Genomic DNA, 23,988 nt, shown 5'->3' with positions numbered 1-23,988 from the left:
CGGCCTAGCTGTTGGTCGACATGAGCTGGGCGGGCGAGCCGAAGCCCTTCCCGCGGAATCCGGCGGAGTAGGCCCGGAACCAGTGCGCGAGCCCCTTGAGATCGCCGGTCTTCAGGAAGTAGTACGGGAAGCCGACAATATCCGCGCCGAACCAGCGCAGGTTCCGGTACTTCCGCGTGAGGTAGCCGCGGTTGCGGAAGTAGCAGTACCGCTTGAAGTCGCCCTCCGGGATGACGGGGGTGATGAACCCGCCGAAAACCGGTTTCATCTCCGTCCAGGTGGCGGGGTGCCGGACCGCGACGGTGGCCAGGGTGCCGTACTTGAGGCCTGCCTTCTTAACCCTCGACAGGAAGTCCACTTCATCACCTCGGATGAAGAACTTCACGTCCGGGATTCCGATCTTGTAGAAGACGTCCGTCCGGATCAGGGCGCCGTTGAAGAAGTGCACCATGTCCGGCAAGTAGCCCATCGGAGCAAGCCGGGACCGGTCGTTGGTCAGCAGTCCGTTGATCCGGAAGTTGAAGGAGAGCCGGTTCGGATCGGCGGTCGCTGCCACCAGCGGGCTCACGATATCGAGCCGGTGCTCCTCAGCGGTCTTGAGCAGTTCCGCCAGGCAGCTCGCGTCCTCGGGATGGCCGTCGTCGTCCATCATCCAGATCCACTCGGCCCCGCTGGCCATGGCCGCCAGGATCGCATAGGCGAACCCGCCGGCGCCGCCAAGGTTTGCCTCGGAGCGCAGGTAGTTGATATTGGCCCCGCCGGCGTTCACAACCTCCGTGGCCGGAACGGTGCCGGAGTCCACGAGTGCGATCGAGTGGATGGGGGCGGTCTGTTCGGCCAGCCCCTTAAGCAGGAGGGCGAGCTCCTCGTGGCGGTCAAACGTTACGGCCGCGACGGCGACTTTGGGCTGCATGTCAGTTCCTCGGTGAATCGTCGACGGCGGGTACGCCGGTGCTGTCAGCGGTGGCAGTTCCGGTGGCGGTACTGTCAGGGGTCACGACGACGGTCGGGTCCTCGCCGGCGGCCGGTTCCTCGCCGACGACGGCCGGTTCCTCGCTGACGGCCGGTTCCTCGCCGACGGCCGGTTCCTCGCCGACGGCCGGTTCCTCGCCGACGCCGAGCACACCCGGGACCACTTCGCGAAGCCGTTCCAGGCTGATGGCGCCCTGGCGGACCACCCGCAGCGGAAGGGCGGTGGCGTCAATGATGGTGGACGGCAGGGCTTCGGTGCCCCCGACCGGACGGTGTCCGCCGTCAAGGTAGACTTCCACGGATTCCGCGAGCTGGGCTTCGGCGTCCGCGGCGGTCTGCGCTGCGGCGTGGCCGGTGCGGTTGGCCGAAGAAACGGCCAGCGGCCCGGTCAGGGTGAGCAGGTCCTGCGCGACGTCGTCGGCCGGGATCCGCAGCGCAACGGTGCCTTTCGTCTCGCCGAGGTCCCAGTCGAGCGAGGGCTGGGCGTGGAGGATGAGGGTCAGTCCCCCGGGCCAGAAGGTCTCGGCGAGGCGCCGTGCTTCGGCCGGAACATCGGTGGCGAGTCCATCGAGGGCGTTGAGCCTCGGGATGAGCACGGGCGGCGGCATCTTCCGGCTGCGGCCCTTCGAGGCGAGGAGCAGGGTCACGGCCAGGGGCGAAAAGGCGTCCGCAGCAATCCCGTACACGGTGTCGGTGGGGAACACCACACACTTGTGCTCCCGGATGGCCCGCTGGGCATGTTCAAGTCCTGCGGCGCGCTGGTCGGCGGCCGTGCAGTCGTAGCTAGTCGTCACTGACCTATCCTTTCATCACTTCTTGGTCTGGCCGGACTAACCGGCGTTCGCCCGGACGGCGAGGACCGCGCTGGTGGCCCGTTCCTTGCCGTTGAGGTCAAGGTGGGTGCCCACCTCGGTCCACAGTCCGGAGCGGTTCAGCATCCCGGCGATCCAGCCGGCCTGGACTTCGGCGTGTTCCATCACGAAGTAGCCGCCGGGGACCAGGAGCCGGGCCGCGGACGCGGCGGCCGCCGTCGGAAGTTCCATCCCGTCCGCTCCCCCGCCGTACAGGGCCTCGGGCGGGTCATGCAGCGCCGCCTCGGGTTCCTTCGGGATCGCGTCGGCGGGGATGTAGGGGGGATTGGAGACGACGACGTCGAAGGTGCCGTTGTGCTCCGGCAGCGCATCACGCAAATCGCCCCGGACCAGGCTGACCCCGAGCGGGAGCAGGTTCTTGGCGGCCCAGGCATGGGCGAACTCGCTGAACTCCACCGCGTACACCTCGGCGCCGGGAACCTCGTGGGCAATCGACCCGGCGATGGCGCCGGATCCGGTGCCGAGATCCACCACCTTGGGCTGCGCCATCCCCTGCAGCCGGTCAATCACCAGCTGCACCACCGATTCGGTTTCAGGCCGGGGAATGAAGACACCCGGGCCCACCGCCAACTCCAGGTAGCGGAAATACGCGACGCCGGTGATGTGCTGGAGCGGGATGCGCCGGGCGCGCTCCGCGACGAGGTCGTTGTAGCCTTCGGGCGCGGGCGCGTCACCCAGCATCAGCGCACGGAGCCGGCCGAGTCCGACGCCGAGCAGGTGGTCGGCTAGGAGTTCGGCGTCGACCCGCGGGCTCGGAACGCCGGCGGCGGCCAGGAGGGCCGTTGCCTCGCGGACGGCCTCCGCAAGGTTCGGCCCGATGTTATATGTCATAGAAGGCGCCGGTCCGGTACTAGTCGCCGATGGCGTCGAGGCGGGCCTGTTCGTCCATCTCGATGGCCGACTGGATCACCGGTTCCAGGTCGCCGTTCATGACCTGGTCCAGGTTGTACGCCTTGTAGCCGGTGCGGTGGTCCGCAATCCGGTTTTCCGGGTAGTTGTAGGTGCGGATGCGCTCGGAGCGGTCCATGGTGCGGATCTGCGACTTGCGCTGGGCCGAGTTCTCGGCGTCGATCTGCTCCTGCTGGTGGGCCAGGATGCGGGCACGCAGCACACGCATGCCGGCCTCGCGGTTCTGCAGCTGCGATTTCTCGTTCTGCATGGCCACCACGATTCCGGTGGGAAGGTGGGTGATGCGGACGGCCGAGTCGGTGGTGTTCACGGACTGTCCGCCGGGGCCCGACGAACGGTACACATCGATCTTGAGATCGTTCTGGTTGATCTCGAGTTCTTCGGGCTCGTCCACTTCAGGAAGCACCAGCACACCGGCAGCCGAGGTGTGGATGCGGCCCTGGGATTCCGTCACGGGCACGCGCTGCACCCGGTGCACGCCGCCTTCAAACTTGAGCCGCGCGTAGACGCCCTCGGCGGGATCATTCGAGGTGCCCTTGATGGCCACCTGAACATCCTTGTACCCGCCCAGGTCCGACTCGTTAAACGAAATCATCTCGGTCTTCCAGCCGCGCGACTCCGCGTAGCGGGTGTACATCCGCAGCAGGTCAGCGGCGAACAGGGCAGCCTCGTCGCCGCCTTCGCCGCCCTTGACCTCGAGGATCACGTTGCGGGCATCGTCCGGGTCGCGCGGAATCAGCAGCCGGCGCAGCTTGGCCGCCGCCGTCTCCAGCGCAGCCTCCAGCACGGGCACCTCCGCGGCAAACTCCGGATCTTCCCCGGCCATTTCCTTGGCGGCCGCAAGGTCATCCTGGATTCCGTGCCAGGCGTGGTAAGCCTCGACAATGCCGTTCAGCTGCGCAGAGCGCCGCCCCAGTTTCCTGGCAGCCTTCTGGTCAGCATAAACAGCAGGATCCCCAAGCTGCGCCTGGATAGCATCATGCTCATCCAACAGGCCCTGTACGGACTCAAACATTTCAAAACCTCTTTCGACTCTCTCAAGTCTAGTTACTGCAACGCGGGGTCACTTACCGCCCATGTCACGGGCCCGGATGGGCTCCAAGTGACCCCGCGTTGCTTCTTGAAGCGGAGGAACCGGTTAACGCAACAACCGCTCGAGAAATTGGCGGCCCGGGAAGGGCCGCCAATTTCCGAGCGGCTTACGTCAGCTACTTGTCGTTATCGGACTTCGCACCAAGCGTCGTCTTCTGCACCTGCATGAGGAACTCGACGTTGCTCTGGGTCTCCCGGATCTTGTTGGTCAGCAGCTCAAGGCTCTGCTGCGTTTCGAGTCCGGAAAGGACGCGGCGCAGCTTCCACATGATCTTGACTTCCTCGGGGGACAGCAGGTTTTCCTCCCGGCGCGTACCGGATGCATTGACGTCCACGGCCGGGAAGATGCGCTTGTCCGCGAGCTGGCGGGACAGGCGCAGCTCCATGTTGCCGGTGCCCTTGAACTCTTCGAAGATGACCTCGTCCATCTTGGAACCCGTCTCGACGAGCGCGGTTGCCAGGATGGTAAGCGAGCCACCGTTTTCGATGTTGCGGGCTGCACCGAAGAAACGCTTCGGCGGATACAGCGCTGCGGAGTCCACACCACCGGAGAGGATACGGCCGGAGGCCGGCGCTGCCAGGTTGTAGGCGCGGCCCAGTCGGGTCATCGAGTCGAGGAGCACCACAACGTCCATACCCATTTCCACGAGCCGCTTGGCGCGCTCGATGGAGAGCTCGGCCACGGTGGTGTGGTCGTCGGCGGGACGGTCGAAGGTGGAGGCAATGACCTCGCCCTTGACGGTGCGCTGCATGTCCGTGACTTCTTCGGGACGTTCGTCAACGAGCACCATCATGAGGTGGACCTCGGGATTGTTGATGGTGATGGCGTTGGCGATGGACTGCAGGATGAGCGTCTTGCCGGCCTTCGGCGGCGAAACGATCAGGCCGCGCTGGCCCTTGCCGATCGGGGCAACCAGGTCGATGACACGGGGGCCGATCTTCTTGGGGTCCGTCTCGAGACGCAGGCGCTCGGAGGGGTACAGCGGGACGAGCTTAGCAAATTCGACGCGGTCCTTGAGTTCCTCGGGCGTCTTGCCGTTGACCGAGGTGACGCGGACCAGGGCGTTGAACTTCTGGCGGGCGGACTGCTGCTGCTGGTTCCCCTGCGGGGCCTCGCCTTCACGCGGTGCACGGATGGCGCCGACGACGGCATCGCCCTTGCGCAGGTTGTACTTCTTGACCTGGGCGAGGGACACATACACATCGTTCGGACCCGGCAGGTAGCCGGAGGTGCGGATGAACGCGTAGTTTTCCAGCACGTCCAGGATACCGGCGACGGGCAGCAGGACATCGTCCTCGGTGACCTCGACGTCGTCGACGTCCGGTCCCTGGACGCGGCCCCGACGGCGGTCGTTGCGGTCGCGGAAGCGGTCGTTGCGCGGCGTGTTGTCGCGGCTGTCCTGGCCACCGGAGCGGTCGGGACGGTCATTGCGGTCGTTGCGGTCCCGCCGGTTGCGGCGGTTCCGGCGGCTTCCGCCGTCGGCGTCGTCGTTTTCACGGTTGTCGCGGACGTTGTCGCGGTTGCCGGCATTGTCGCGGACAACTGCGGTCTCGGCGTTGTCGCGGCCGCCGCGGGTGCGGGTGTTATCACGGCGCTGGCCGTCGTCGCCGCCCTGCTCGGCCTGGCGCTGATCGCCGCGCTGTTCTGCCTGGCGCGGCTCGGCCTGCCGCTGTTCGGTGCGCTGTTCGGGCTGGCGCTGCTCGGCGGACGGCTGCTCGGCCGGAGCCTCGCCACCATCAACACCCTGGGCTGCGGCTTCGCCGCGGCGGCGGTTGCGGGTACGCGGCTGGCGGGTGCGTTCGCCGGCATCCGCCCCGCCGGAAACGGCAGAGCCGGTCTCGGGAGAGGCGGTCTCAACGGAAACCGCGGGGGCCTCCACCGGAGCGGCTTCAACCGGAGCCTCGGCGGCGGGCGTGGTGATGACGCCGTCGCTGCCTGCGCGGCGGCTGCGGCCACGGCCACGGGCACGGGGGTTTTCCTGGGCGGGAGCCTCGGACGCGGCGGCGGCCGCCGGCGCAACAGCCGGCGCCGCGGCGTGGGCAACAGTGCCGTTGTCGCTCGCTTTCTCGGCGGCGCGGGCCGGGGCCTTGCTCACCGGAGTGCCCGCACGGTGGGCGGAAATGGCTGAGACCAGATCGCCCTTACGCATGCGGGAACCGCCGGAAATCCCCAGCTGGCTGGCAAGAGCCTGGAGCTGGGCGAGCTTGAGGCCGGCAAGGCCACTGCTCTTGGCGGGTGCTGCCGTAGACGATCCGGCAGCAGAAGATGATGTTGCCACAGCTGAAGACAGCTCAGTGGTTTCGGTCACGAAGGATCCTTCCCCCTCGACGGCGTCCAGACTAGGAGCTGGACGCGATGATTTGATCTGGGCTGCAGTTCAGATCTGCAGCCGGGATTTCGGCCTTGCCGGATGGATACTGGCCAGCACGGCCGGATACTGCTTCACCTGGTCCCGATAGTAAGGAACAGCGGGCTGACATTTCAGGGGTGCAGAGATAGTGTCTGCGGATTCCTGCGTCAGACCAAAAGCAGGTGGCACCAGAGATATTGCGCAGTGAAAGATGAGAGAGGCAACTTGGCCAACATCGCGGTCTTTTGAACAGTAACTGAATTACCGCCTGCGTGATTACCGCCGGTGCACTTCCACTTTAGCACCTTCAACGTCGACGGCCAGTTTCATCACACGCCAGCCCACCTCCGGCGTGTTGCCTGCCGTGAAGGAGCCGATTAAGTCGACGACCGACCGGGCTTCCGCTGCCCCGTTGGCGAGAACGAGCACCGTCGGACCGGCCCCGGAGACGACGGCGGCATGGCCTGCGCGGCGCAGGGCCGCGATCAGGTCCGCGCTGGGCCGCATCGCCTGGGCGCGGTAGCTTTGGTGCAGGTAGTCTTCGGTTCCGGGAAGCAGGAATTCCGGCTTCTGCGTCAGCGCGTGGATCAGCAGCGCTGTCCGGCCCGAATTCATGGCCGCGGCGTGGTGGCCAACCGAGGCGGGCAGCAGCGCACGTGCGGCTTCCGTGGACAGTTCAAAGTCCGGGACAGCGACGACGGGAATCACCGAATCAACCACAGCCGCACACGTGCTGCTGTACCGGTCACTGTCCTGCCATGACAGCGCCAGTCCGCCGAATATGGCGGGTGCGACGTTGTCCGGGTGGCCTTCCATCTCACTTGTGAGCTGCAGGATCCAGTCCTTGCCGCGGCGGGAGGCCTCCGGAACCAGGGCGTTGGCCGCGGTGACGGCGGCGACCACCGCGGAGGCGGAGGAACCAAGGCCGCGGCCGTGGGGATTGACGTTGTCCGCGGTGATCCGCAGCCCCCCGTGACGGAAACCCAGGCGGTGCAGCGCTTCCGTGATGGCCTTGACTACGAGGTGGCTCGCATCGCGCGGCAGGGTCTCGGCACCTTCGCCGCTCAGGTCGAATTCGAGCTCGCCGCTGGCCAGGGTCTCCACCGTCAGGGTGTCATGCAGCGACAGTGCCAGGCCAAGGCTGTCGTAGCCGGGGCCCAGGTTGGCGCTCGTGGCCGGCACCCGCACGGTCACGATCTGCCCGGCCGGAACCGCCGGCGCGCCGGCAGCGGACTCGGCCGGGATGGTGAGGGTGGTTTCCACGGCTATTTTTCTTCCAGTCCCAGGGCGGTGGCGACGGTGACCACGTCGTTCGCGACCTTGACTGGCTCGATCTCGCTGCCGTCTTCGGTGCGCAGGGCCCACTGCGGGTCCTTGAGGCCGTGGCCGGTGACCGTGACGACGATGGTCTTGCCGGCGGGGACTTCCCCCGCGGCGTGCTTCTTGATCAGTCCCGCGACGCCGGCGGCAGAGCCCGGTTCCACGAAGACGCCTTCACGGGCGGAGAGCCAGCGGTGGGCGGCCAGGATTTCCTCGTCCGTCACGGCTTCGATCACGCCGCCGGACTCATCCCGGGCGGCGATGGCGCTGTCCCAGGAGGCGGGGTTGCCGATCCGGATCGCCGTCGCGATCGTGTCGGGTTCGGTGATGGGGTGGCCCGCCACGAACGGCGCCGCGCCTGCGGCCTGGAAGCCCCACATCACCGGGGTTTTCGTGGAGACCGCGGCCAGGGTGCCGGCCGTGGCGGACTCGAACGGCGCGCAGTACTCCTTGTAGCCCTTCCAGTACGCGGTGATGTTGCCGGCGTTGCCCACCGGGAGGACGTGGATGTCCGGGGCGTCGCCGAGCGAGTCGACCACCTCGAAGGCGCCGGTCTTTTGCCCTTCGATCCGGGCCGGGTTGACCGAGTTGACCAGGAATACCGGGTAGGACTCCCCCAGCTTGCGGGCAATGTCGAGGCAGTCATCGAAGTTGCCGTCAACCTGCAGCAGCGTCGCGCCGTGCGCGATCGCCTGGCTGAGCTTGCCCATCGAGATCTTGCCCTCGGGCACCAGCACCACGCACTTCAGCCCGGCCGCCGTGGCGTACGCCGCTGCAGAGGCGGAGGTGTTGCCGGTGGACGCGCAGACCACCGCCTTGGCGCCGGCGGCAACGGCGGCCGTCATGGCCATCGTCATGCCGCGGTCTTTGAAGGACCCGGTGGGGTTCATGCCCTCGACCTTGAGATAGACGGCGCTGCCGGTCAGCTCGGAGAGCTTCCGGGCGGGCACCAGTGGGGTGCCGCCCTCGCCCAGGGTGATGACCGTGGTGGCCCCGGTGACAGGCAGACGTTCAGCATATTCGCGGATGACACCGCGCCATTGGTGAGCCACTTAGACTCCTTCTACCCGCAGTACGGATGTAACAGAATTGATAACGTCCAGGCCCTTCACGGCCTCGACGGTGGCTGCCAGTGCAGCCTCGCTTGCGCGGTGCGTCACGATCCGCAGTGCCGCTGATTCGATATTGGAATCGGCATCGCGCTGGATGGTCTGCCGCATGATTTCGATGGACACGCCGTGCTCCGCGAAGAGCTGGGCGATCCGGGCCAGGACGCCGGGCTGGTCCGCGACGTCGAGGCCGATGTAGTAGCTCGTGACGGCGGAGGTGATGGGCAGCGCAAGGACCTGGCCCGTGGTGGTCTCGGCGCGGCCGGGGCCACCCAGGACGATGCTGCGCGCAGCGGAGATGAGGTCGCCCATGACGGCAGAGGCAGTGGGTTTACCGCCCGCGCCCTGGCCGTAGAACATCAGCTCGCCGGCGTTTTCGGCCTCGACGAAGACGGCGTTGAACGCGCCGTGGACCGCCGCCAACGGGTGTTCGCGCGGCAGCAGCGTCGGGTGCACGCGCACGGAGACCCCCGTGTTGCCGTCGGCGTCTGTTTCCGTGCCTGTTTCCCTGCCTGTGGCCCCCAGCTTCTCGGCGATCGCCAGCAGCTTGATCACAAACCCGGCATCCTTCGCGGCGGCGATGTCCGCGGCGGTGACGGAGCTGATGCCTTCACAGTGAACATCGGCCAGCGAGAAGCGGGTGTGGAAGGACAGCGAGGCGAGGATCGCGGCCTTCGAGGCGGCGTCGTGGCCTTCGACGTCGGCGGTGGGGTCCGCTTCCGCGTAGCCCAGGCGCTGCGCCTCGGCCAGGGCATCGGCGAACTGCGCCCCGGTGGAGTCCATCTGGTCCAGGATGAAGTTGGTGGTGCCGTTGACGATGCCGAGCACGCGGGTGATCCGGTCGCCGGAGAGGCTGTCGCGGATGGGCCGCAGGATGGGGATCGCGCCGGCCACGGCGGCCTCGTAGGACAGCTGAACGCCGGCTTTGTCGGCTTCCTCGTGGAGCGTCGGGCCGTCCTTTGCCACCAGCGCCTTGTTGCCGGTGACGACGCAGGCGCCGTTCCGCATCGCGGTCAGGATCAGGGTCCGTGCGGGCTCAATCCCGCCCATCAGCTCGATCACCAGGTCGGCGTCCTTGACGAGGGTTTCGGCGTCGGTGGTGAACAGCCCGCGCGGCAGGTCGACATCGCGCGGTGCCTCGACGTTGCGCACGGCGATGCCGCTCAGTTCCAGCCGGGCGCCGGCGCGGGACGCCAGCATCTCGGCGTCGTCCAGGAGAATCCGCGCAACCTGGGCCCCGACGTTGCCACAGCCCAGGAGTGCTACTTTCAGGGTTCGCAATTCGGTCATTCAGACTCCCATGTCGCGGTTCAGCAAATCTTCTTCGGTTTCCCCGCGGACAATCAGCCGGGCAGATCCATCGCGCACAGCGACAACGCCCGGCCGGGCCAGATAGTTGTAGTTGCTTGACAGGGCCCAGCAGTAGGCGCCGGTACCCGGTACAGCGAGCAGATCACCGGCTGCCACGTCCTCGGGCAGATATACATCTCTAACAACTATGTCGCCGCTCTCGCAATGTTTGCCCACCACGCGGGACAGCTGCGGCGCCGCTGCGGAGCCGCGGGACGCCAGAATTGCCGAGTAATCCGCGTCGTACAGCACCGGACGCGGGTTGTCGCTCATGCCGCCGTCCACCGACACATACCGGCGCGGGTACGTAACGTTTTCGCCGGTTTTGCCAGGTTCGGCGGGTTCGCCCGAATCTCCGGTGCCGGCCGCAGCCGCATCGACCCGCACGGTCTTGAGGGTGCCCACTTCGTAGAGCGTGAAGGTGGTACTGCCCACGATCGCCCGGCCGGGTTCGATCGAAATCCGCGGCGCGGAGATGCCCAGCTCGGCGCATTTGGTGCGGACGACGGCGGCCATCGCCTGGGCGATTTCGGCGGCCGGGCGCGGGGTGTCCACCGGTGTGTAGGCGATGCCGTAACCGCCGCCGAGGTCCAGTTCGGGCAGCACGATGGCGTACTTGGACTGCATGGCGGCCAGGAAATCCAGCAGCTTTTCCGCGGCGAGGGCGAAGCCGTCCGGCTCGAAGATCTGCGAGCCGATGTGGCAGTGCAGGCCCAGCAGTTCGATGCCGGCGTAGCCGGAGGCCGCGGCCACGGCTTCCTCGGCCGCAGACAGCCCGGCCTGCTCGGTGGAATCCCCGGCCATGGAGAGGCCGAACTTCTGGTCTTCGTGCGCCGTGGCGATGAATTCGTGGGTGTGGGCGTGCACGCCCGGGGTCAGCCGCAGCATGACCTTGGCGGTGTCGCCGCGGGCGCCGGCGATCCTGGCGACGCGGTCCAGCTCGGCGATGCTGTCCACCACGATCCGGCCCAGTTTCATGTCCAGGGCGCGGTGGATCTCGGCATCGGACTTGTTGTTGCCGTGCAGCGCGACGTCGGCGCCCGGGATCCCGGCGCGGGCGGCGACCGCGAGTTCCCCGCCGGAGGCCGTGTCCAGCCGCAGCCCTTCCTCCTCCACCCAGCGGACCACGGCGGTGCACAGGAAGGACTTCCCGGCGTAGTAGACGTCCACTCCCCCGCAGATGTCCGCGAACGCATCGTTGAACGCGTCGCTGAACGCGCGGGCCCGGGCGCGGAAATCGTTCTCGCTCAAAACGTACAGTGGGGTGCCGAACTGGCGCTTCAGCTCGCTGACGGGGATCCCGTCGATGGTGAGTTCGCCGGCGTCGTTCCGGGACACCCCGGCCGCCCACAGTGGCCCGTGCAACGCGTTGAGGTCGGCGGGAACCTGCAGCCAGCCGGGGGCGAGCGGGGAGGCACCGGCGACGCCGGCGAAGTTGGCGGGGTTCGCGGTCATGATGGTTACATCCGTTCCGGCGCCGAGACGCCCAGCAGTTCCAGTCCGTTGGCCAGCACCTGGCTTGTGGCGTCGTTGAGCCAGAGCCGGGTGCGGTTCACGTCAGTGATGGGTTCCTCGCCCTGCGGGGCCACCCGGCAGGCGTCGTACCAGCGGTGGTAGGCGCCGGCGATGACTTCGAGGTGGCGGGCGATCCGGTGGGGTTCGCGCAGCTCGGCGGCCTTGGCCACGATCGAGGGGTAGCTGCCCAGGTAGGAGAGAAGTTCATTCTCCGTCGCGTGGTCCAGCAGCGAGGCCTCGAAGCTGTCTTTGCCGTCTACACGGCGCTCCACACCGGCCGCGACGGCGTTGCGGGCCGTGCCGCGGGAGCGCGCGTGGGCGTACTGGACGTAGAACACCGGGTTTTCGTTGCTGTGCTTCTTGAGCAGATCGGGGTCCAGGGCCAGTGGCGAATCGGCGGGGAAGCGGGCCAGCGAGTAGCGGACGGCATCCTTGCCGAGCCACGAGATGAGGTCCTTGAGCTCAATGATGTTGCCGGCCCGCTTGGACAGCTTGGCTCCGTTGACGGAGACCAGCTGGCCGATCAGGACCTCGATGTTGACCTCGGGATCGTCACCCGCGGCGGCGGCGATGGCCTTGAGCCTGTTGATGTAGCCATGGTGGTCCGCGCCGAGCAGGTAGATCTTTTCGGTGTAGCCGCGGTCCTTCTTGGACAGGTAGTACGCGGCATCGGCCGCGAAATATGTGGGCTCGCCGTTGGCGCGGATCATCACCCGGTCCTTGTCGTCGCCGAAGTCCGTTGTGCGCAGCCAGACGGCGCCGCCGTCGTCGAACACGTGGCCCTGCTGGCGCAGCCGGGCGACGGCGTCCTGGATGGCGCCGGCGTCGTGCAGTTCCTGCTCGGAAAAGTAGACGTCGAAGTCGACGCCGAACTCGGAGAGGGTCTGCTTGATGTCGTGCATCTGTGCCTTGTAGGCCGCGCCACGGATCACCGGCAGCGCCGCCACATCGGTAAGTTCGCGGATGTCCGGGTGCCGGGTGAGCACCTCGTGGCCCAGGTCCGCGATGTATTCGCCCGGGTAGCCGCCTTCCGGCACGCCCCGGCCGTGCAGGCGGGAGAGCACGGAGTGGGCGAAGGCGTCCATCTGCGATCCGGCGTCGTTAATGTAGTACTCCGCCGTCACCTCGGCCCCGGAGGCCCGGAGGACACGGGCAATCGAGTCGCCCAGCGCGGCCCAGCGGGTGTGCCCGATATGCAGCGGTCCGGTGGGATTGGCGGAGACGAATTCCATGTTGACCGAGTGGCCTGCGAGCGCCGTGCTGGTGCCGTAGTGCGTTCCTGCCTCGACAATCGCCCTGGCGAGCGCCCCGGCGGCGGCGGCGTCAACGGTGATGTTCAGGAACCCCGGGCCGGCAATGTCGACGGCGGACACCCCGTCGATGGACTTCAGCCTGGCGCTGAGGACGGAGGCGAACTCCCGTGGATTGCTGCCCGCGGTCTTGGCCAGCTGGAGCGCAATGTTGGTGGCCCAGTCGCCGTGGTCCCGGTTCTTCGGCCGCTCAACGCGCACCTCAGCCGGGACGTCGGATGCGGAGAGCCCGATTTCACCGGCGGCGACGGCGTCCTTCAGGCAGGCGGATATGGCGAGGGAGAGTTCTTCTGGGGTCACACTTCCAGCCTACCGGTGGCCCGCAGTGTGGCGGAATTTGGCGCCGGCCATGACAGCCGGCCAGTCACCCGTGGACGCGGCCGGGATACCCCACGTTTTCCCAAGCCGGACCGCAGGGTGAACCATTAGGCTAAGGACAACGTTGTCATCGGTGTACCCGCATTGAGTCACTGCTCTCGAGTCACGCCCCTGTCCGATCTTCGCTAACGAAACGAGCCGCGGCATGAATATCTCCCTCCGAAAAAGCGTCCTCGTCGGCATCGCCGGCCTGTCCCTGGCCGGGACCGCAGCGGGCTGCGCACCCGCCCAGGCCCCCGCCGCCCAAGGGGCCTCACCGGCACCCTCCTCCGCCGGCGCGGGAACCGCCAGCTACAAGGACGGTATCTACACCGCCGACGGCAACTACGTCTCCCCCAACGGCACCGAGACGGTGGGCGTGAAACTGACGCTGGCCAGCGGGGCCGTGTCGGACGTACAGATCACCCCGCATCCCTCCAACCCCAACACCAAGAAGTTCCAGGGCGAGTTCGCCGGCGGCATCAAGGCCCAGATCGTGGGCAAGAAGCTCGATGAGATCAAGGTCTCCAAGGTGGCCGGGTCCTCGCTGACCAGCGGCGGCTTCACCCAGGCCGTGGAAAAGATCAAGGCCGACGCCAAATAGTGGAACGGCCGGGACACTCCGGCAGCAGGGGAGGACACGTGCCGCATCCGGGCTGGACGGACTTCAGCTTCGACGGGATCGGTACCCGTTGGGAGATCTCCACGCCATCGCCCCTGCCCGAAGCGCACCGCCGCCGGCTGCTGGCTGCCGTGGCGGACTACGACGCCGCGTGGTCCCGTTTCCGGCCCGACTCCCTGATCGCCGGGGCAGCGCGGCGGCCCGGGACCTACGAGCTGCCCGCCGGGGCGGCCGGCCTCGGCCGGCTCTACGCGTCCCTGTACCGGCTAAGCGGCGGGGCCATGACTCCGCTGATCGGCGGCAGCCTGGAGCAGCTCGGCTATGACGCCAGCTATTCCCTGCGCGCCGGCGGGCCCCCGCTGCCTGCCCCGCCGTGGGAAACCGTGCTGGACTGGCAGGGCACGGTGCTGACCACCAGCGCCCCGGTGGTGATCGACGTCGGAGCGGCCGGCAAAGGACAGCTGGCGGATCTGCTCTCGGCCGAACTGCGTGCCTGCGGCGTCGAAGAACACTTCATCGACGCGAGCGGGGACCTGCTGAACTCCGGCCCCGGTCCGGACACCGGCGGCGCCGCTCCGGTCGAGGTGGCGCTGGAACACCCCTACGACCCGGACCGGGCAATCGGGATTGTCAGCCTGGGAACCGGTGCGCTTTGCGCCTCCGCCGCCAACCGGCGCGCCTGGGGCGACGGGCTCCACCACGTCCTGGACGGCACCACCGGCACCCCGGTGCGGACCGTCGTCGCCAGCTGGGCAATGGCCGGCACGGCGATGGTGGCCGACGCGCTGGCCACAGCCCTGTTCTTTGTCGGGGGCGCCCGGCTGCGGGAGGAGTTCGAGTTCTCCTGGCTTACCGTGTACTCGGACGGACACGCCGAGTATTCCGCCGACTTTGAAGGGGCCCTGTTCTCATGACTGCCACCGCCTCCACCCCCATCGGCTCGCGGCTGGACACGGTGCTGGGCCGGTTCACGATGTACCGGCTGGTGCTTTGGGTCCTGGCCGTGCTTGCTGTGTACAGCATGCTGCTCAATGTGCTCGGCTGGCTGACCTTCGGGCTCGTGGAGATGGCCGCGCATCTGGCACTGTGCCTTGGCCTGTCGTACGCATCCAACCGCGCCCTGGCCGCCCTGTTCCACGTGCGACCGCACTCGGAGTCATCACTCATCACGGGCCTGCTCCTGTACTTCCTGTTCTGGCCGACGCAGTTATCCTCGGGGCTCCAGGTGCTGGACCTTGCCGGCGTTGCCCTGGCCTGTGTGCTGGCGTCCGCGTCCAAGTACGCTCTTGCCTGGCGCGGCCGGCACATGTTTAACCCGGCGGCGGCCGGCGCCTTCATCACCGGACTGACCGGGCTTAACATCGCCACCTGGTGGGCCGCCACGCCGGCGATGCTCTGGCTCCTGCTGCCCGGCGTGCTGCTGGTGCTCTACCGCATCCGGAAGTTCCTCATGGCCGCGGTGTTTACAGTGGTCGCGGTGTCCATCGTGGCCGTGGAACTGCTGCGGGCCGGATCGGGGCTTGGCGAGGCCCTGTGGCAGCCGCTCGCCCAGCGTCCTGTGCTGTTCTTCGTCGGTTTTATGCTGACCGAACCGCTCACCCTGCCGCCGCGCCGGTGGCAGCAGCTGGCGCTGGCCGCCGTCGTCGGGGTGCTGTTCGCCGTCCCCTACAACCTCGGTTTCGTGGCAAACTCCCCCGAGCTGGCACTGCTGGTGGGGAACGCCCTCGCCTCCGCTGTTGGGCAGCGCGGCGGGGTCCGCCTCGAGTTCCTGGGCTCCCGGCCACTGACGCCGACGACGACGGAATTCAGCTTCCGCCCGGAGCGTCCCGTCCGCTACAGCCCCGGACAGTACATGGAACTGCACCTGCCACACGAGAAGTCCGACGGCAGGGGCCTGCGGCGCGTCTTCAGCCTCACCAGCCCCCCGGAGTCCCCCGTGCTCACAATCGGGGTGGGAACGGCCGAACCGCTGTCCTCGGCCAAGCGGACGCTGCTGTCCCTGCAGCCCGGCGACGAACTGACGGGAACGGCCGTGGGCGGCGATTTTGTCCTGCCCCGGAAGACAGACGCACCTGTGCTTCTCATAGCGGCAGGCATTGGAATCACCCCCTATCTGGCCCAGCTCGGCGCCGGCTCCGCCAAGGACCGGGACGTGGTCCTGCTTTACCTGGCGCGGACAGCGTCCGAGCTCGCCTACGCGGAGGAGCTCGAACGCTCCGGCTCCCGCGTCGTGGCCAGGCTCGCGGACGGCTCGTCGCCGCCGGCGTTTATGCAGGACGCGGGCCGGTCCCGGATCGACGGCGCGGCGCTGAAGGAACTCGTTCCCGACATTTCCAGCCGGGAAGTTTTTGTGTCCGGTTCGCCGGCCAGCGTCCGCTCGCTCCGGGCCGCCGCCCGGGCCGCCGGGGCGCGGCGGATCCACGTGGACTCCTTCGCCGGCTACTGAGACGGGCTGCCCCGGACGGCGCGGGAGCCTCGATTTTCCCTTGGAGCCCACCTTCCTGCTAAGCTCTAGGACGTCCCGCCGGTAACGGCAGGAACCCTGACTGCCCTCGTAGCTCAGGGGATAGAGCGTCTGCCTCCGGAGCAGAAGGTCGTTGGTTCGATTCCAATCGAGGGCACACACAAACCCCGCCGTTTCAGTGAAACGGCGGGGTTTTCTGCGTTCCGCCACCACCCGGGCGGCAACTCCGGGTTCCTCAGCTTGGTGCCTCAGTTCTGGGCCTCCGCTTTGAGCCTCAGTTCCGGGCCTCCGTGATGTCCTTGAGCTTGGCCAGTGCCAGCGGCCAGGCGTCGTTGAACATCGCGACGAAGTCATCCTCGCTGTCGAGTTCGACGTCCACGGTTGTTACCCCGCCGGACTCGCTGAAGGCGTAGTTCTCGTGGGTGCCGATGAAGGATTTCGCGGCATCGCTGGTGGTGTCATCCGCACCGTCGATGATCTGGCCGGTGTAGCGGAGGGAGAGGAACTGGTTTTGCTTGTTCTCCTCAACGGTCGCGATCATCCCGCCGAGCGAGCCCTTGTCGTCCGGACCCAGGAAGCGGATTTCGCCGCCCTTGTCCCAGGCGCCTTCGTAGTAGGAGCCGCTGTTGAAAACGCTGGTCCACTCCCGGTAGCTGGCAGCGTCCAGCATCGTTGTCCACACGTCCTGCACGGGCGCGTTGATCTTCACCGAATACCGTAACTTTTCCATGCGTGATTTTACGTCCGGCCGTGGCCGGAGGAACAGGGCCTGACGCCGCGCCGGGACTGCCCCTGCCAAATGTCGGTCCCCGCTCGTAGGCTGTCTGCATCGGCAGCGGGGTTCCGGCGGCCGGCGGGCGGCTGGGCCCCGTACCAGTTGTCCCACCGCGACGGGACTCCGCCGAAGCATAAAGGGGTCTCACATGTACTGTTCCATCATCCCGCCTTACCTTCTCCGCCGCCTGGCTGCCCAGCGCGAGCCACGGCTCTCCGGGGCCGCCCGCGCGGCGAAGGAAGCGCTGCTGCATGTCAAGAGCTTTCAGGCCTCCCGTGCGGCTCCCGGCCCGGGGAGTCATCCGGGGATGCGGGAGCTCAAGCCTTCCCCGCCGGAGCGCACCGTCTACGACGCCAAGTTCGCCGAGCAGTTGCCCGGCAGTGTGGTGCGCAAAGAGGGGGAACCACCTACCGGCGACCCGGCAGCCGATGAGGCGTATGACGGCCTGGGCCATACCCACCGGCTCTATGCCGAAGCGTTCGGCCGGAACTCCATTGACGGCAACGGCCTCCACCTTGATGCCACGGTCCACTACGGCCACCTGTACGACAACGCGTTCTGGGACGGGGCGCAAATGGTCTTCGGCGACGGCGACGGGCAGGTCTTCCAGCGGTTCACGAAGTCGCTGAGCGTTATCGGCCACGAACTCGCCCACGGCGTCACCCAGTACTCGGCGGGCCTGGTCTACCGGAACCAGGCGGGCGCACTGAACGAATCAATGTCTGACGTGTTCGGCGCCCTCGTTGAGCAGTACGTAAAGAAGCAGTCGACGGCCGAGGCCAGCTGGCTGATCGGCGAAGGACTGTTCACGGACCAGGTCCAGGGCAGCGCCTTGCGCTCCATGAAGGCGCCGGGAACGGCGTACGACGACGACGTGCTGGGCAAGGACCCGCAGCCGGACTCGATGGATACCTACGTCCACACCAGCGCTGACAACGGCGGGGTGCACCTGAACTCCGGCATCCCCAACCGGGCCTTCTGCCTGGTTGCCACTGCTCTGGGCGGCAATGCCTGGGACGCCCCGGCGCAGATCTGGTACCACACCCTGACCGGCGGCACCCTGGCTCCCAACGCGACGTTCGGCGCCTTCGCCAAAGCCACGGCGGCGTCCGCGAGGGAAGTCTTTGGAGCCGAATCCGCGGAACATGACGCCGTCCTGTCTGCGTGGGAAACTGTGAAGGTAAAGCTCCCAGGAATCAGACGATGAAGCCGCCCCTATGAAAATCACAGTCAGATGAAAATCACCGTCCAGCGCAGCGGCGGGATTGCCGGAATGAAGCGGACATGGTCCGTGCTGGCCACGCCTCCGGATGACACGGAGCTCTGGCAGCCGCTTGTTGAGGCCTGCCCCTGGGAGGAGGTCCCGAAGACCGCCCGGGCGGCCGCCACCGGCCAGCCGGACCGCTTCCTCTACAGCATCCGCGCCGGCCAGCGAAGGGCCACACTTCCGGAGCAGGCCGTCACGGGACCGTGGCGGGATCTTGTCGACCACGCCCGGGCCGCAGCAGAATCTTCACCCGCCGGGCCGGGAGGCCCGCCGCCGTCGGACGGTCTCCTTGGGCCACACGGCTGAACTTCCTGCTTAGACCGCTGCGGCCAGGTGGCCGCGGAAGGTGCGGCGGTAGGACTGCGGGCTCGTGTCCAGCACTTTTGCGAAGTGGTGGCGCAACAGCACCGAGTGCCCGAAGCCTGATTCCCGGGCGATTTCGTCGATGTTGAGGTCGGTGGTCTCTAGCAGCTCCTGGGCCCGCAGTACCCGCTGGGAATTGAGCCATGCCGCGGGAGTCGCACCCGTTTCGGACCGGAAGCGCCGGGCAAAAGTCCGGGGCGACATGTGGACGCGTGCGGCCAGTTCGTTGACGGAATGGTCGTCCCCGAGATGCCGCACCATCCACTGCAGCAGCTCCTCCATGGGCTCGGAGCCGCAGGCCGGGATCGGCCGCTCGATGAACTGGGCCTGGCCGCCGTCGCGGTGCGGCGGAACCACCATGTCGCGGGCGATGCTCGCCGCCACGTTGGCCCCGAACTCCAGCCGGACCAGATGCAGGCACGCATCAATGCCGGCGGCTGTGCCCGCGCTCGTGATGATCCGGCCGTCCTCCACGTAGAGGACGTTTTCATCCACCAGCGCCGCGGGATACCGGCCGGCGAGCTCCCGGGAATAGTGCCAGTGCGTCGTGCAGCGGCGGCCGTCGAGCAGACCGGCCCGGGCCAGGGCGAAAGCACCGGTGCAGATCGACATCACCCAGGCCCCGCGTTCGTGCGCGGCCCGCAGCGCGGCCAGGACGGATTCGGGAACGTCCACGTCCCCGCCGTAGGGAGTCATGACCACCAGGTCAGCGTCCGCCGCGGCGTCCAGTCCGAGCCCCACATGCATGGACAGTCCGGACCTCATCGGGACATCGCCCGGCGCGGGGGTACAGACCCGGAAATCAAACGCGGGGACGCCGCTTCCGCGGGCTGACCGGTCTATGCCGAAAACCTCAAAAGCGGTCGCGAACTCGAAGATCGAGAAGTGGGGGACCACGATCATTGCCACTGATTTGATCATGACTCCATTCTGACAGACACAGTGGCAGAAATTATAGCTTTTTGGGCATTTCTGCCACTTCTTTTGTCCCCGTCACCGGAGAACCATGGAGCTATGGAACTCTTCGGAATCGCCCTCATCGTCCTCATCATCACCGCAGCGGCAACCACCATCGCAGCGCTCCGCAAGGACGGGCTGGGCCACAACCCGCCGGTCCGCTCGGAAGACTACTGGTCCGCCCTGGACCTGCCCAGCAGCAGCTACACCTTCAGGATCTTCTGAGCCCCGGCGGAGACCGGATCACACGGCGCCCCCGCCACCACCCGTTGCCCGGCCCCGACAGGGACCGGGCACTTCCCTGGTGACCGGCCACCCCTATGTTCCGGAACTGCCGCCGGGACAGTTCCCAGTAGACTGTCTCCAGCCATGACACTGCATATTTCCTACCCCGCCGAGCTGCCGGTCTCCGAGCGCCGCGAGGACCTGATGGCCGCCATCGCGGCCAACCAGGTGACCATCATCGCCGGCGAGACCGGTTCCGGTAAGACGACCCAGATTCCCAAGATGTGCCTGGAGCTTGGCCTGGGCGAGAACGGCCTGATCGGCCACACCCAGCCGCGCCGGCTTGCCGCCCGCACCGTCGCGGAGCGCATCGCGGAGGAACTCGGCGTCGACATCGGCCAGGAGGTGGGCTTCCAGGTCCGGTTCACCGGTGAGGTCGGCCGCAACACCAAGGTCAAGCTCATGACCGACGGCATCCTGCTGGCCGAGATCCGGCGCGACAAGCTGCTGCGAAAGTACAACGCCATCATCATCGATGAGGCCCACGAGCGCAGCCTGAACATCGACTTCATCCTCGGCTACCTTAAGCGGATCCTGCCGCAGCGGCCGGACCTGAAGATCATCATCACCTCGGCCACCATCGACCCGCAGCGGTTCGCCCAGCACTTCGGCACCGAGGAAGAACCTTCGCCGATCATCGAGGTCTCGGGACGCACCTACCCGGTCGAGATCCGCTACCGGCCCCTTTCCCAGCCGGCCGGCGGCGCTGCCGGCGCCGATGCAGGTGAAGATGCGGTCGCTGCCTCGGACGATGAACTGGAGGAGGACCGCGACCCGCTCGACGCGGTGTGCGACGCCGTCGACGAACTCGCCGTGGAAGCCCCCGGCGACATCCTCATCTTCTTCTCCGGCGAACGCGAGATCCGTGACGCCGCCGAGGCCCTCAATGCCAGGATCCAGTCCAACCGCCGGCTCGCCGGGACAGAGGTACTCCCCCTCTTTGCCCGGTTGAGCCTGCAGGAGCAACACAAGGTCTTCCACCCCGGCAACAAGCGCAGGATCGTGCTGGCCACCAACGTCGCCGAAACCTCGCTGACGGTCCCGGGCATCAAGTACGTCATCGACACCGGCACCGCGCGCATCTCACGCTATTCGCACCGCACCAAGGTCCAGCGCCTGCCAATCGAGCGGGTCTCCCAGGCCTCCGCCAACCAGCGCTCCGGCCGCTGCGGCCGCGTGTCCGACGGCATCACGATCAGGCTCTACTCGGAGGCGGACTTCGAGTCGCGCCCGCCGTTCACCGATCCCGAGATCCTGCGCACCAACCTTGCCGCCGTCATCCTGCAGATGACCGCGATGGGCGTTGCCCGCGGGCCCAAGGACGTGGAAAACTTCCCGTTTGTGGAGCCGCCGGATTCGCGCGCGATCAACGACGGCGTCACCCTGCTCCGCGAGCTCGGCGCCCTCGGCGCCGCGCGCCCGCAGGGACAGACGGACGGCGACAGCGGAAGCGGAAGCGGTGGCGGGCTCACCGCCGTCGGACAGCAGCTGGCGCAGTTGCCCGTGGATCCCCGGCTCGGCCGGATGATCGTGGAGTCCGGCAAGCGCGGCTGCGTCCGGGAAGTTATGATCCTCGCCGCTGCCCTCACCATCCAGGACCCGCGCGAGCGTCCCCAGGGGGACGGCTCCGGCAAGCAGCAGCTCGCCGCGGAGAAGCACGCGCGGTTCCGCGACGAGAATTCGGACTTCACCGGTTTCCTGAACCTCTGGAACTACCTTCAGGAAAAGCAGGAGGAGCTCTCCTCCACGGCGTTCCGCCGGCTCTGCCGTGCCGAGTTCATCAACTACCTCCGCGTCCGCGAGTGGCAGGACCTGTTCGCCCAGCTCCGCCAGCTTGCCCGTCCGCTCGGCATCAGCCTGGACAACAAGCGCCTGGCCGATCCGGTGGGCCTTCATGAGGGCATCCACATCAGCCTGCTCTCGGGCCTGCTGAGCCACGTCGGCATCCTCGACGAGCGCAAGCGCGAGTACGCCGGCGCCCGCGGCAGCCGCTTCGCGATCTTCCCGGGCTCGGCGCTGTTCAAGAAGTCCCCCACCTTCGTGATGGCCGCGGAGCTCGTCGAGACCAGCCGGCTCTGGGCCCGGGTTGCCGCGAAGTTCGATCCGCTCTGGGTCGAGCAGGTGGCGCCGGACCTGGTCAAGCGCAGCTACAGCGAACCGCACTGGTCCAAGAAAATGGGCTCGGTGATGGCCCATGAGAAGGTCACTCTCTACGGCGTGCCCATCATCCCGAGCCGCCGGATCAACTACGGCAGGGTGGATCCGGAGCTGTGCCGGGAGCTCTTCATCCGGCACGCCCTCGTCGAAGGCGACTGGCAGACCCATCACAAGTTCTTCCACCGCAACCGTGCCCTGCTCCACGAGGTCGAGGAGCTTGAGGCGCGGATGCGGCGCCGGGGCATCCTCGTGGACGACGAGACTCTCTTCGGGTTCTATGACGCCCGGATCGGCAAGGACGTCGTCTCCGAGCGGCACTTCGACAAGTGGTGGAAGGAAGCGCGGCAGCTGGATCCCACGCTGCTCGACTTCGACCAGACGCTGCTGATCAGCGAGGACGCCGATGCGCTCGATGATTCGGCCTACCCGAAGACCCTGCTGCACAAGGGCTTCGAGCTGCCGCTAAGCTACGAGTTCCACCCGGTGGCGCCCGGCTCGCCGCCGAATCCGTCTGACGGCGTCACCGCCGAAGTCCCCGTGCTGTTCCTCAACCAGCTCGACGACGCCGCCTTCCGCTGGCTCATTCCGGGCCAGCGCGTGGAGCTTGTCACGGCCCTGATCAAGTCCCTGCCCAAGCAGGTGCGCAAGAACTTCGTACCGGCGCCCGACGTCGCGCGCCAGGCCGTAGCGGCCCTCGAGGCCGATTTTGACCCCGCCACAGACGAGCTGGAAGCCAGCCTTGAGCTTGTCCTGCGCCGGATCCGCGGCCAGGTCATCCCGCCGAATTCCTGGAACTGGGAGGCCGTGCCGTCGCACCTGCGCGTCAGCTTCAGCGTCGTCGATTCCCAGGGCAAGGTGCTGGACGAGGGCAAAGACCTCCCGGCGCTGCAGGAACGGCTGGCGCCGGCCACCCGCCGTGCGATCGCCGAGTCGCTGGGCGCCACGCCCGCGACGACGGCGCCAAAGACCGGCGGGCGGGCCACCGGGAAGGCTGCCGGCAACGGCATCGCATCCGCGGCCTCTGCCGCTGCCGCCTCGGCCGGTTTTGCCGAGAAATCCGGCCTCACCGCCTGGTCCTTCGGAACCGTGCAGCGCCAGGTCCAGGGCACGGTGAAGGGCCATACCGTCACCGGCTACCCCGCACTCGTCGACGAGGGCGGCACGGTGGCACTGCGGCTCTTCCAGTCCGGCTCCGAGCAGGAGCAGGCCATGCGCGGCGGTGTGATCCGGCTGCTGGCCCTGAAGGTTTCGCCGCCGGACCGTTACGTCCTGGAGCACCTGAACAACATCGAGAAGCTGACCTTCAGCCAGAACCCGCACGGCTCCGTTTCGGCCCTGATCGCAGATTGCGCCCTCGCCGCGATCGACAAGCTCACGCCCGCCGAACTGCCCTGGGACGAGTCGTCTTTCAACGCGCTGTACGAGAAGGTCCGGGCCGAGCTGATCGACACGGTCTTCACCGTCACCGCCGTCGTCGAACGCATCCTTGCCAGCACGCGGCGTATCGAGAAGCAGCTCAAGGGCACCACCAGCCTGGCGCTGATCAGCGCCCTCAACGACATCAAGAGCCAGCTGGAGCAGCTGGTGTTCCCCGGTTTTGTGGCACGCACGGGCTACGCCCAGCTCAGCCAACTGCCGCGCTATCTCGCGGCGATCGAGAAGCGCCTTGAGAAGCTTCCAGCCAACGTCCCGCGGGATGCCCAGCACATGGCGGCGGTCCAGGCGCTGGAAGACGACCACGACGACGCCGTGTCGGCACTGCTGCCAGGCCGCCGGGCGGGGGCGGAGTTAACCCAGGTCCGCTGGATGATCGAGGAGCTCAGGGTGAGCCTGTTCGCCGTCGAGCTCGGGACCGCCTACTCGGTATCCGAGAAGCGGATCCGCGCGGTGCTCAATAGGGCACTGGCGCCGGCCTGACACCCCGCTGGGGCGGGGCACCGA

General features: G+C 67.4%; 19 protein-coding genes and 1 tRNA gene. 8 read left to right on the top strand and 12 right to left on the bottom strand.

The annotated features are described in order from the left end of the window. Positions 1 to 4: 4 nt before the first annotated feature. The 10 genes from ACZYZE_RS06310 to argS all read right to left on the bottom strand — a co-directional run bounded on the left by ACZYZE_RS06310 (position 5) and on the right by argS (position 13,100). Positions 5 to 913 (bottom strand): glycosyltransferase, encoded by a 909-nt coding sequence (locus ACZYZE_RS06310; protein WP_463906849.1) that lies wholly within the window; start codon positions 911 to 913, stop codon positions 5 to 7. Between the two features lies 1 nt (position 914). Further along, entirely contained in the window at positions 915 to 1,766 is an 852-nt protein-coding gene (locus tag ACZYZE_RS06305; protein ID WP_463906847.1) for an L-threonylcarbamoyladenylate synthase, read from the bottom strand. A 36-nt stretch (positions 1,767 to 1,802) separates the two neighbouring features. Next, a complete protein-coding gene (gene prmC, locus ACZYZE_RS06300) occupies positions 1,803 to 2,675 on the bottom strand; it encodes a peptide chain release factor N(5)-glutamine methyltransferase (RefSeq protein WP_463906844.1) in 873 nt (290 codons plus the stop codon). Between the two features lie 19 nt (positions 2,676 to 2,694). Continuing rightward, the gene (gene prfA, locus ACZYZE_RS06295; RefSeq protein ID WP_459318803.1) at positions 2,695 to 3,768 is read right to left on the bottom strand and encodes a peptide chain release factor 1; all 1,074 of its coding nucleotides are present in this window, start codon (positions 3,766 to 3,768) and stop codon (positions 2,695 to 2,697) included. A 193-nt stretch (positions 3,769 to 3,961) separates the two neighbouring features. After that, the gene (rho, locus tag ACZYZE_RS06290; RefSeq protein ID WP_463906842.1) at positions 3,962 to 6,154 is read right to left on the bottom strand and encodes a transcription termination factor Rho; all 2,193 of its coding nucleotides are present in this window, start codon (positions 6,152 to 6,154) and stop codon (positions 3,962 to 3,964) included. Between the two features lie 318 nt (positions 6,155 to 6,472). After that, positions 6,473 to 7,459 (bottom strand): homoserine kinase, encoded by a 987-nt coding sequence (gene thrB / locus ACZYZE_RS06285; RefSeq protein WP_459318805.1) that lies wholly within the window; start codon positions 7,457 to 7,459, stop codon positions 6,473 to 6,475. A gap of 2 nt (positions 7,460 to 7,461) precedes the next feature. Beyond that, a complete protein-coding gene (gene thrC, locus ACZYZE_RS06280; RefSeq protein ID WP_459318806.1) occupies positions 7,462 to 8,568 on the bottom strand; it encodes a threonine synthase in 1,107 nt (368 codons plus the stop codon). Further along, positions 8,569 to 9,915 carry a homoserine dehydrogenase gene (locus ACZYZE_RS06275; RefSeq protein WP_459318807.1) on the bottom strand — a complete coding sequence of 449 codons (1,347 nt, stop codon included), beginning with the start codon at positions 9,913 to 9,915 and terminating at the stop codon, positions 8,569 to 8,571. Beyond that, positions 9,916 to 11,430, bottom strand: coding sequence for a diaminopimelate decarboxylase family protein (locus tag ACZYZE_RS06270; protein WP_459318808.1), 1,515 nt, complete (start codon positions 11,428 to 11,430; stop codon positions 9,916 to 9,918). It abuts the gene before it with no gap. Positions 11,431 to 11,435: 5 nt separating this feature from the next. Continuing rightward, the gene (argS, locus tag ACZYZE_RS06265) at positions 11,436 to 13,100 is read right to left on the bottom strand and encodes an arginine--tRNA ligase (RefSeq protein ID WP_463906840.1); all 1,665 of its coding nucleotides are present in this window, start codon (positions 13,098 to 13,100) and stop codon (positions 11,436 to 11,438) included. Between the two features lie 223 nt (positions 13,101 to 13,323). Between argS and ACZYZE_RS06260 the strand changes: the two genes are divergently transcribed. The 4 genes from ACZYZE_RS06260 to ACZYZE_RS06245 all read left to right on the top strand — a co-directional run bounded on the left by ACZYZE_RS06260 (position 13,324) and on the right by ACZYZE_RS06245 (position 16,400). After that, positions 13,324 to 13,761, top strand: coding sequence for an FMN-binding protein (locus ACZYZE_RS06260; protein WP_459318810.1), 438 nt, complete (start codon positions 13,324 to 13,326; stop codon positions 13,759 to 13,761). Between the two features lie 38 nt (positions 13,762 to 13,799). After that, entirely contained in the window at positions 13,800 to 14,693 is an 894-nt protein-coding gene (locus ACZYZE_RS06255) for an FAD:protein FMN transferase (protein ID WP_459318811.1), read from the top strand. Beyond that, on the top strand, positions 14,690 to 16,225 hold the full coding sequence (locus ACZYZE_RS06250; RefSeq protein WP_463906839.1) for an FAD-dependent oxidoreductase: 1,536 nt from the start codon (positions 14,690 to 14,692) through the stop codon (positions 16,223 to 16,225). The genes ACZYZE_RS06255 and ACZYZE_RS06250 overlap by 4 nt, the downstream gene beginning before the upstream one ends. 102 nt (positions 16,226 to 16,327) lie before the next feature. Continuing rightward, positions 16,328 to 16,400, top strand: a tRNA-Arg gene (locus tag ACZYZE_RS06245). Between the two features lie 117 nt (positions 16,401 to 16,517). Here the strand turns inward: ACZYZE_RS06245 and ACZYZE_RS06240 are convergent. After that, the gene (locus ACZYZE_RS06240) at positions 16,518 to 16,973 is read right to left on the bottom strand and encodes an SRPBCC family protein (RefSeq protein WP_459318813.1); all 456 of its coding nucleotides are present in this window, start codon (positions 16,971 to 16,973) and stop codon (positions 16,518 to 16,520) included. Between the two features lie 193 nt (positions 16,974 to 17,166). Here ACZYZE_RS06240 and ACZYZE_RS06235 point away from each other — a divergent pair, with 193 nt between their 5' ends. Next, positions 17,167 to 18,225 (top strand): M4 family metallopeptidase, encoded by a 1,059-nt coding sequence (locus tag ACZYZE_RS06235; RefSeq protein WP_459318814.1) that lies wholly within the window; start codon positions 17,167 to 17,169, stop codon positions 18,223 to 18,225. A 27-nt stretch (positions 18,226 to 18,252) separates the two neighbouring features. Continuing rightward, positions 18,253 to 18,591, top strand: a complete 339-nt coding sequence (locus ACZYZE_RS06230; RefSeq protein WP_463906836.1) for a protealysin inhibitor emfourin — start codon at positions 18,253 to 18,255, stop codon at positions 18,589 to 18,591. 9 nt (positions 18,592 to 18,600) lie between these two features. Here ACZYZE_RS06230 and ACZYZE_RS06225 read toward each other — a convergent pair whose 3' ends face one another. Continuing rightward, entirely contained in the window at positions 18,601 to 19,569 is a 969-nt protein-coding gene (locus tag ACZYZE_RS06225) for a GlxA family transcriptional regulator (RefSeq protein ID WP_463906835.1), read from the bottom strand. Positions 19,570 to 19,662: 93 nt separating this feature from the next. On the opposite strand from ACZYZE_RS06225, the gene ACZYZE_RS06220 reads away from it, so the two are divergent. Both ACZYZE_RS06220 and hrpA read left to right on the top strand, forming a co-directional pair. Then, positions 19,663 to 19,830, top strand: coding sequence for a hypothetical protein (locus ACZYZE_RS06220; protein ID WP_459318817.1), 168 nt, complete (start codon positions 19,663 to 19,665; stop codon positions 19,828 to 19,830). A gap of 144 nt (positions 19,831 to 19,974) precedes the next feature. Further along, positions 19,975 to 23,964 carry an ATP-dependent RNA helicase HrpA gene (hrpA, locus tag ACZYZE_RS06215; RefSeq protein WP_463906832.1) on the top strand — a complete coding sequence of 1,330 codons (3,990 nt, stop codon included), beginning with the start codon at positions 19,975 to 19,977 and terminating at the stop codon, positions 23,962 to 23,964. The last annotated feature ends 24 nt before the right edge of the window (positions 23,965 to 23,988 follow it).

This window comes from Pseudarthrobacter woesei (genome assembly GCF_055412745.1).
Note: the sequence above shows the minus strand (reverse complement) of the source record. Positions and strands in the feature narration are given on the sequence as shown.

Coding starts and splice junctions, on each gene's coding strand:
- ACZYZE_RS06310 (WP_463906849.1), bottom strand. CDS start 913: ATGCAGCCCAAAGTCGCCGTCGCGGCCGTAACGTTTGACCGCCACGAG.
- prmC (WP_463906844.1), bottom strand. CDS start 2,675: ATGACATATAACATCGGGCCGAACCTTGCGGAGGCCGTCCGCGAGGCA.
- prfA (WP_459318803.1), bottom strand. CDS start 3,768: ATGTTTGAGTCCGTACAGGGCCTGTTGGATGAGCATGATGCTATCCAG.
- ACZYZE_RS06275 (WP_459318807.1), bottom strand. CDS start 9,915: ATGACCGAATTGCGAACCCTGAAAGTAGCACTCCTGGGCTGTGGCAAC.
- ACZYZE_RS06270 (WP_459318808.1), bottom strand. CDS start 11,430: ATGACCGCGAACCCCGCCAACTTCGCCGGCGTCGCCGGTGCCTCCCCG.
- ACZYZE_RS06260 (WP_459318810.1), top strand. CDS start 13,324: ATGAATATCTCCCTCCGAAAAAGCGTCCTCGTCGGCATCGCCGGCCTG.
- ACZYZE_RS06250 (WP_463906839.1), top strand. CDS start 14,690: ATGACTGCCACCGCCTCCACCCCCATCGGCTCGCGGCTGGACACGGTG.
- ACZYZE_RS06240 (WP_459318813.1), bottom strand. CDS start 16,973: ATGGAAAAGTTACGGTATTCGGTGAAGATCAACGCGCCCGTGCAGGAC.
- ACZYZE_RS06235 (WP_459318814.1), top strand. CDS start 17,167: ATGTACTGTTCCATCATCCCGCCTTACCTTCTCCGCCGCCTGGCTGCC.
- ACZYZE_RS06230 (WP_463906836.1), top strand. CDS start 18,253: ATGAAAATCACCGTCCAGCGCAGCGGCGGGATTGCCGGAATGAAGCGG.
- ACZYZE_RS06225 (WP_463906835.1), bottom strand. CDS start 19,569: ATGATCAAATCAGTGGCAATGATCGTGGTCCCCCACTTCTCGATCTTC.
- ACZYZE_RS06220 (WP_459318817.1), top strand. CDS start 19,663: ATGGAACTCTTCGGAATCGCCCTCATCGTCCTCATCATCACCGCAGCG.
- hrpA (WP_463906832.1), top strand. CDS start 19,975: ATGACACTGCATATTTCCTACCCCGCCGAGCTGCCGGTCTCCGAGCGC.